At 38.8% G+C, this 8,159-nt stretch carries 7 protein-coding genes; 6 read left to right on the forward strand and 1 reads right to left on the reverse strand.

What is annotated here, in order from left to right:
- Positions 1-555: 555 nt before the first annotated feature.
- The 3 genes from H1P_RS28640 (at position 556) to H1P_RS28650 (ending at position 4,781) form a co-directional block, all read left to right on the forward strand.
- Positions 556-2,286, forward strand: coding sequence for a diflavin flavoprotein (locus tag H1P_RS28640; RefSeq protein WP_144874152.1), 1,731 nt, complete (start codon positions 556-558; stop codon positions 2,284-2,286).
- A gap of 81 nt (positions 2,287-2,367) precedes the next feature.
- Positions 2,368-2,904, forward strand: coding sequence for a phosphate-starvation-inducible PsiE family protein (locus H1P_RS28645; protein WP_144874154.1), 537 nt, complete (start codon positions 2,368-2,370; stop codon positions 2,902-2,904).
- 44 nt (positions 2,905-2,948) lie between these two features.
- The gene (locus H1P_RS28650) at positions 2,949-4,781 is read left to right on the forward strand and encodes a diflavin flavoprotein (RefSeq protein ID WP_144874156.1); all 1,833 of its coding nucleotides are present in this window, start codon (positions 2,949-2,951) and stop codon (positions 4,779-4,781) included.
- 82 nt (positions 4,782-4,863) lie between these two features.
- Here the strand turns inward: H1P_RS28650 and H1P_RS28655 are convergent, their stop codons facing one another.
- Entirely contained in the window at positions 4,864-5,166 is a 303-nt protein-coding gene (locus tag H1P_RS28655) for a hypothetical protein (protein WP_222427294.1), read from the reverse strand.
- Between the two features lie 146 nt (positions 5,167-5,312).
- Here H1P_RS28655 and H1P_RS28660 point away from each other — a divergent pair, with 146 nt between their 5' ends.
- The 3 genes from H1P_RS28660 (at position 5,313) to H1P_RS28670 (ending at position 8,033) form a co-directional block, all read left to right on the forward strand.
- Complete coding sequence (locus tag H1P_RS28660; RefSeq protein ID WP_144874158.1) at positions 5,313-5,858, forward strand: PadR family transcriptional regulator; 546 nt, start codon at positions 5,313-5,315, stop codon at positions 5,856-5,858.
- Between the two features lie 181 nt (positions 5,859-6,039).
- A complete protein-coding gene (locus H1P_RS28665; RefSeq protein ID WP_144874160.1) occupies positions 6,040-6,423 on the forward strand; it encodes a 2TM domain-containing protein in 384 nt (127 codons plus the stop codon).
- 29 nt (positions 6,424-6,452) lie between these two features.
- Positions 6,453-8,033, forward strand: a complete 1,581-nt coding sequence (locus H1P_RS28670) for a phytoene desaturase family protein (RefSeq protein WP_144874162.1) — start codon at positions 6,453-6,455, stop codon at positions 8,031-8,033.
- The last annotated feature ends 126 nt before the right edge of the window (positions 8,034-8,159 follow it).

Consider the following 8,159-nt stretch of genomic DNA (forward strand, 5'->3'; position numbering starts at 1 on the left):
TGCGTGCTACTTTTATTTATTCTGAGACATGAAATATTAGAGAATTAAATGATAGGGTAGGGTGGGCAATGCCCACCCTACTTTTTGATTTTTATAAGCCACGACAATTTTTAGGCGTAAGTCTCAAGAGTCAGACTTTATTAAAAATACGGCGTTGGTGAATCAAGGTATGATTTCTGAAATTTATGTCTTTTCTAGTATTAAAAAGGCTTAGAACTTATAGCTACGAGCAGAAACATTTTGTACGCCATACATCAAATCACCAACGCCAAAAATACAATGTACTTTGCCTAGTTATTACGAATGATTATAATTCTTTTATTTGCCACTTTAGATAAGTTTAATTAATAGATTCAGTAAAAAATATACATTTTACAAATCAGTAACTGTACGTCAATATAAGAAAAGAAGCCTTACAGCAATTTTTGATTCAGTAGACCACTTGGGTAACAAGTAAGAGATTTCAAATTTTGCACCTCTTAATTTAACCAGATTCTATTCAACTGAAATTTGTCCTCAGAAAATTTAAAATACTTGACCAGGATTAACTGACTTATGGTTGCACTTACAGATAATAAACAAACGACTAAATCGACTACAAGACTAACCCTACAAACTTCAGAAATCGCATCAGAGACTACTGCGATTCGCTGTCTGGATTGGGATCGAGATCGCTTTGATATTGAATTTGGCTTGCAAAACGGCACAACCTACAATTCTTTTATCATTCAAGGGGAGAAACTAGCTTTAGTCGATACTTCTCATGCCAAGTTTCGTCAGCTTTATCTTGAGTTATTAACAGGTTTAATCGATCCATCTCAACTTGATTATCTAATTATTAGTCATACCGAACCCGATCACAGTGGTTTAGTTAAAGATATTTTGGCATTAGCACCCCAAGTTACTATAGTTGGTGCCAAGGTAGCGATTCAGTTTTTAGAAAATATGGTGCATCAACCCTTTGCACACCAAATCGTTAAAAATGGCGATCGCCTAGATTTAGGGAATGGACATCAATTAGAATTTGTTTCTGCTCCTAATTTACACTGGCCCGATACAATTTTTACTTACGATTATAAAACCCAAGTTCTTTATACCTGCGATGCTTTTGGGATGCACTATTGTGATGAACCTACTTTTGATGAGGATTTGTCCCTCATCGAGGCAGATTTTGAATATTACTATGACTGTTTAATGAAACCGAATGCTCGTTCTGTTTTAGCTGCCATCAAACGAATGGGAAAACTAGAATTAGGGATAATCGCCACAGGACATGGCCCTTTACTACAGTACCATCACGCGGAATTAGTAGACCGCTATCAGCAATGGAGTAAGGCACAAACTAAAGCAGAAACCTTGGTAGCACTGTTTTATGCTGAAGACTATGGTTGTAGTGACGATCTCGCTAGAGCGATCGCTTATGGCATTACGAAAACAGGAGTAGCAGTAGAATTAATTAATTGGAATGACACTGAACCCCAAGAAGTCAGGGAATTAGTGGCGCAAGCAGCAGGTTTAGTAATTGGAATGCCACCCCAATCAGACTCGGAAGCCCATGCTATTCTCAGTACAGTATTGGCAGCAGCACACAGCAAGCAAGCGATCGCACTTTTTGAATCTGGTGGCGGTGAAGATGAGCCAGTTTATCCTTTGCGTAACAAGTTTCAAGAAATTGGACTCACCGAAGCTTTTCCCCCAATTTTAGTTAAAGAATCTTCGGATCGAGCAATTAATCAAGTCTGCGATGAAGCTGGTACAGATTTAGGACAATGGTTAACTAGAGATCGCACTGTTAAACAAATCAAAGCCATAGATAACAGTTTACAAAAAGCCTTGGGCAGAATCAGCAACGGCTTATATATCATCACTGCTCAAAAAGGCGAGATTTCTAGTGCAATGGTTGCTTCTTGGGTAACACAGGCTAGCATGACTCCCCTAGGAATAGCGATCGCTGTTGCTAAAGATCGGGCGATTGAATCTTTCTTACACGTTGGCGATCGTTTTGTCTTGAATGTCTTAGAAGAAGGCAATTATCAGCATTTAATCAAACATTTTCTCAAACGTTTTTCCCCTGGTGCAGATCGCTTTGAAGAAATCAAAACCGTACCTGCTAGCAATGGTTCGCCAATTATTGCCGAGTCTCTAGCTTACATTGAATGTGAAGTGAGCAACCGAATTGAATGTAGCGATCACTGGATTGTTTATAGTACCGTGCAAACTGGCAGACTAGCCAAACTGGATGTTTTAACAGCCGTCCACCATCGCAAAGTGGGAAATCACTATTAAGTAACTGGTGTTACCCACCCATCAATTTGTAAAAACAAATGACTAATAATGACTAACAACTAATAACAAAAGATAAACATAATGCATGAGCCTTTTAATAAGTCGTCAACTCCCTGGTACAAATGGCTAAATAGCAGTGGAGTAATTCAAATGTTGGAGTTTGTCCAAGATTTGATTATCATCTCTCTTTGCATCGGTTTATTTAGCTTTATGGCGATTCAATTGCGAGAGATGTTTGTCTCTCTACTACCGCCTTTAAACTTTACGAGAGTCACTGCTGATATTCTGTTTTTGCTGATTTTAGTGGAATTATTCCGCTTATTAATTATTTATCTGCAAGAACGTCGAGTTTCTATTGGTGTTGCCGTCGAAGTTTCCATTGTTTCAATTTTAAGAGAAATTATTGTCAAAGGAATTTTAGAAACTCCTTGGAGTCAGGTATTAGCCACTTGTTCCTTTTTATTAGTTTTAGCAGTTTTATTAGTCGTCCGAGTTTGGCTACCTCCTACCTTTGAAGGTGTCGATCCCGAACAAAAAGTATCTCAGCTATATAAACAAAAAATAATTAAGGATAACAACTCAATCAATAAGCGCAAACTAAGAAATCACAGTCGATAATTACCTGCTTTCATCTACAGACAAACCAATAAAAATCAATCATCATGGTACAAGCTCCTATTAAAACCACCCCTGCTAAAAAAAGAGATGTTCAAGTAGCTACAATTAGCACTAATACTCAGGTATTGCGATCGCGTACTTGGGATAGATTAAAATTTGAAGTGGAATATTCCCGTCAAAAAGGCACAACTTCTAATTCTTATCTGATTGAAGCCGATAAAATTGCTTTAATAGATCCGCCAGGACAATCTTTTACGCAAATTTACCTCGAAACTTTAGAACAGCATCTTGATTTACAAAAATTAGATTACATCATCTTACAGCACGTTAATCCTAATCGCTTGGCAACAGTAAAAGTTTTAGCAGCCAAAGCACCCCAAGCCCAAATAATCTGTTCCAAACCCGCAGTCAACGCCTTAGAAGCAGCTTTGACTTTTCCCCAACAGCGATCGCGAATTCAAGTAGTTAGAGACAAAGATACTTTAGACTTAGGACAAGGACATCAACTACAGTTTATTAGTGCAATTACTCCCCGTTGGGTAGATGGATTGTGTACCTACGATCCTCAAAGCAAAATTCTCTACACCGATAAGTTTTTTGGGGCGCATTTTTGCGATGAACCCATCTTTGATGATAATTGGAAACAATTAGATTTAGACCGTCGTTTCTATTTCGATTGTCTCCACGCTAGCCAAACCAAACAATTAGAAACTGCTTTAGCTAAATTTACGGCTTTTGATAGTAAAATATACGCTCCTGCTCACGGTTCGTTAATCAAATATAGCCTCAGTCGCTTTAGCTATGATTATCGCTCCTGGTGTCAAGAACAAAAAGCCCAAGAATTTAAAGTAGTTCTGCTTTATGCTTCTGCCTACGGTAATACCGCAACTCTGGCTAGTGCGATCGCTCATGGTTTGATACAATCTGGAGTAGCCATAGAATCGATCAACTGCGAACTTGCTTCCACTGAAGAAATTACGACAGCAGTTCAAGCTTGTGATGGTTTTATTATAGGTTCTCCCACTTTGGGAGGTCATGCACCAACTCAAATTCAAACCGCATTGGGAATCGTCTTAGCTAATGTAGCCAAAACCAAGTTAGCAGGGGTGTTTGGTTCTTATGGTTGGAGTGGGGAAGCGATCGCCATGCTGGAAAATAAACTAAAAGATGCCCACTATAGCTTCGGGTTTGAACCAATCCGCGTGCGTTTTAGCCCCACTGCTACTACTTTAAAAGAATGTTTACAGGCAGGAATCAATTTTACGCAAAAACTGAAAAAAACCAAGAAACTGCGTACTCCTCGTCAGGCAGTAACAGAGACTCAGATCGATCGCACCGAACAAGCGGTTGGTAGAATTGTCGGTTCTCTTTGCGTTTTAACTACTTGTCACGATAATCATCATAACGGCGTACTGACTTCTTGGGTATCCCAAGCAACTTTTAATCCTCCTGGTGTCATGATTGCTTTAGCTCCAGAACAAAATGCCAATCTAATTAGTAATCCAGGGGATAAATTTGTGCTGAATATTCTCAATGAAGGCGGAAATATCAGAAGGAACTTTTCTCATCAAAGTAGAAATTCTTTCGACGAGCGACCCCGCGCCGCCGACAGGCGCAAACGGGGCGTACAAGCTTTTGAGGAGACCTCAAAAGACAGCCCCTTGGGAACGCGCGAGTTTGACAATGTAACTACTAAAACTGCTACTAATGGTTGTTTGATTATTGAAGAGGCTTTGGCTCATTTAGAATGTACCGTCCAAAGTAATGTTCCATCTGGCGATCGCAACTTGATTTATGCCGTGGTAGAACAAGGTGAAGTGTCAGAAAATAGTGGTATTACCGCCATGCAACATCGTAAGTCTGGCAGTCATTATTAACAGTAGAAAACTCAATGCAAGTCTTGATAGTTTGCGATCGCCAAAAAGCCGTAATTTTTCGGTTTTTGACTCTATGCATTGGTTATGATTTGTTCCAATATTCAAAAATGTATTTACACCAATCAAGACTTGCATCCCATTTTTCCGCATAAATTTCTTGAGACTGGCGATCTAACCTTTTCCAAAAAGGTAACCAAATCTGAAATAACCAAGCTTCAGAGTAACCTTGTCGCCAACCACCCCACCAAGGATCGGTATCTGGATAGATTACCCAGGGTGGAGCAATCTCTTCATTGTTGTTTAAAGCATCCAGTTGAGAAGTGAACCAAAGCTCCCATTGAGATAACTTTGATTGCCAAGGGAATTTGAAGCGATTGTTTTTCATCGTGATTCGTTTATGTTAGAAGTTTTGCATATTATTTATTGCTGTACCAAATAGTTATTTCAACTGTAATAGGTTCAATCTATAATTATTATAAAAAATTACTTGTAATTATTGACATATAATTTTTTATATTTTAGAGTATAAATATGCTCAAATATATTCTTCTAGGATTTCTCAACTATCAACCGATGACTGGTTATGACCTGAAACGCCTGGTCGATGGTTCAACTGCACATTTTTGGCACGCCTATCACAGTCAAATTTACACAACTTTACGCAAAATGGAGCAGGATGGTTTAGTAACTTCTATTATCGACAATAGTGATGAAAGGCTCGAACGAAGGATTTATGATGTCACAGAGCTAGGCAAATCTAAATTTAAGCAATGGTTGGGAAAAAGTCTCACAGAATTGCCACCTAGCAAAGACAGTTTACTCGTCAGGTTGTTTTTCTCTGGTTCGAGAGATCGCTCCAGTGTTCTCGACGAGTTAAGGTTTCAGCGTCAGCTACGCCAGCAACAGCTAGAATTATACCGACAGATTAAACCAGAAAAATCTCCAGCAGAAAGCGATCTTATCGATTTTGATCGCGAAGCAAAATTTTGGCGGATGACTCTCGATCTCGGACTTGCCTATGAACAAATGTACTTGAAATGGTTGGATGAAACTATTGCCAAGATCGAATCATTTTAATCGTCTATAGCAGAAGGAGTAAGACTTATTTATATTTCATTTCTCTTTTCTCAAACTCAGCTTTCTATATGTCAAAATTTACATATAAAAAATTATAAAATTTTCTTTGTTCGGAGGAGGACGAAATACGGTCAAAAAACTAATTAGAGTCAATAAATATAAATAGAACGAGGCGAAGAAAATGACCCAAACATATAGCAACGAAGAAGTACAACAAATCTTGCGAGAAGCAACAATGATACAAAAAGATGATTACATCTCGCCAGAACAATTACAAGAAATAGCAGCCGAAGTCGGTATTTCAGCAGAAACCCTACAAAAAGCCGAAAAAGCTTGGTTAGAGCAACAAAAAGCCAGCCATAAACAAGCCAAAAAGAGGAAGGAATTTATTAGGTTTCATTTAATTCCTTATTTAGCCGTCAGTATATTTCTGGTGTTGCTGAATCTTGCCACAACACCCCGCGATTTCTGGAGTGTCTATCCAATTCTTGGCTGGGGTTTAGGAGTCACAATTGACGGGAGTGGAATATGCTCCAAAAACAACAAAAAAATTGATCGTAATTAGTAGCTAACAACCAGAGGAGAATCAAGAAAATGTCTAATTTAAATGCAAATAAATACGATGCGATTGTAATTGGTTCTGGTATTGGTGGACTTACGGCTGCTGCGATCCTCTCGAAATACAGCCACAAGAAAGTATTAGTATTAGAACAGCATTACGTAATTGGCGGATTTACCCACGAATTTGAGCGTCAAGGGTTTCACTGGGATGTGGGACTTCATTATGTAGGGGAAATGGGAGAAGGAGAAATTGGAAGACAACTATTTGACTACATAACAGAAGGAAAACTACGTTGGAATAAAATGCCAGATCCTTTTGATATATTTATCTATCCCGACTTTACCTTTGAAGTAGATTCCGATCCGCAAAAATATCAGTCCGATCTAATCGGGATGTTTCCAGAAGAAAAAGCAGCAATCGAAAAATACTTTGCAGATCTCAAAAAAGTTCAGACTTGGAGTGAACTTGAGGCAGTCGCAGCATCATTTCCTAGTTTTTTGAGTCCTATAGTTAAGCTATTGACACGCACCTTTGGCAAGATTAGCCGACAGACAACCAAAGAATATCTCGATCGCAACTTCCAAAATCCGCAACTAAAATCTTTACTAGATTCGCGGAGTGATACTTATGCTCTACCTTCATCCCAAAGTTCTTTTGGTATCCATGCTTTGATAGCCAACCACTATCTTAAAGGTGGCTGGTATCCTGTGGGGGGAAGTTCTCAAATTGCCAAGCAAATCTTACCCGTAATCGAAAAAACAGGCGGACGTGCGATCGCGCGACGAGAAGTTACAGAGATCTTGATTGAAAATGGAGTAGCTATCGGCGTAAAAGCCAGGAAAACCCACAAACCAGAAGCAGAAATAGAAGAATACTACGCACCTATAATTATTTCCGATGCAGGAGCATTTAATACCTACACAAAACTAATTCCTGAAAACTATGCTATTTCTTACCGAGAAGAAATTAAAGCATTTCCTAAAGGAATGAGCAATATAACTCTTTATTTAGGTTTCAAAGAATCTCCAGCCAAGCTAGGATTTAAAGGAGAAAACCACACAATTTTTAAAGATTACGACCACGAAAACACCTTTGTCAAGCTAACCAAACTCGAAGAATTTCCCACTGGCTGTTATTTATCCTTCCCATCCTTAAAAAATCCAGCAGCAAAAAGCCACACTGGGGAAATTATCTGCTTCATAGACTATAATTGCTTTGCTCAATGGCAAGATAAATCTTGGAAAAAAAGAGGAGAGGAATATAGTCAACTCAAAGAAAAACTCTCTCAAAGCTTAATTGAGCTAGTTGAGTCTCAATATCCTGGTTTCAAAGATTTAATCGCCTACAGCGAACTTTCCACACCTTTGACAGTAGAATATTTTGATGGGAGCGATCGAGGTGCTATTTATGGCATTCCACCGATCCCAAAAAGACTAGATGCCAAATGGATCGATGCGAAAACCCCGATTAAAAATCTCTATCTGACAGGAACAGATGTTAGCGGACACGGGATTCTAGGAGCAGCGATTGGCGGTGTAGTAACCGCAGGAGTTTTAAACGGATCGTTCGGCTTTTTCAAGATTATGTCTGCCTTAACCAGCTATAAGCCTTAAGCTATAAGCTGTAAGCTTTGTTTAATTCCTCCACTTCTTTAACTAGCTTACAGCTATAAGCTAACAGCTGTAAGCTTTGTTTAACTCCTTGAGTAAAGATAACTCACGGTTCGCTCAATTTAAAAA

It is taken from the genome of Hyella patelloides LEGE 07179, from assembly GCF_900659865.1.
In the GTDB taxonomy this organism is placed as follows: domain Bacteria; phylum Cyanobacteriota; class Cyanobacteriia; order Cyanobacteriales; family Xenococcaceae; genus Hyella; species Hyella patelloides.

Excerpts from the sequence above, each read along its gene's own strand:
- H1P_RS28640 (WP_144874152.1), top strand. The coding sequence starts at position 556 with ATGGTTGCACTTACAGATAATAAACAAACGACTAAATCGACTACAAGA.
- H1P_RS28645 (WP_144874154.1), top strand. The coding sequence starts at position 2,368 with ATGCATGAGCCTTTTAATAAGTCGTCAACTCCCTGGTACAAATGGCTA.
- H1P_RS28650 (WP_144874156.1), top strand. The coding sequence starts at position 2,949 with ATGGTACAAGCTCCTATTAAAACCACCCCTGCTAAAAAAAGAGATGTT.
- H1P_RS28655 (WP_222427294.1), bottom strand. The coding sequence starts at position 5,166 with ATGAAAAACAATCGCTTCAAATTCCCTTGGCAATCAAAGTTATCTCAA.
- H1P_RS28660 (WP_144874158.1), top strand. The coding sequence starts at position 5,313 with ATGCTCAAATATATTCTTCTAGGATTTCTCAACTATCAACCGATGACT.
- H1P_RS28665 (WP_144874160.1), top strand. The coding sequence starts at position 6,040 with ATGACCCAAACATATAGCAACGAAGAAGTACAACAAATCTTGCGAGAA.
- H1P_RS28670 (WP_144874162.1), top strand. The coding sequence starts at position 6,453 with ATGTCTAATTTAAATGCAAATAAATACGATGCGATTGTAATTGGTTCT.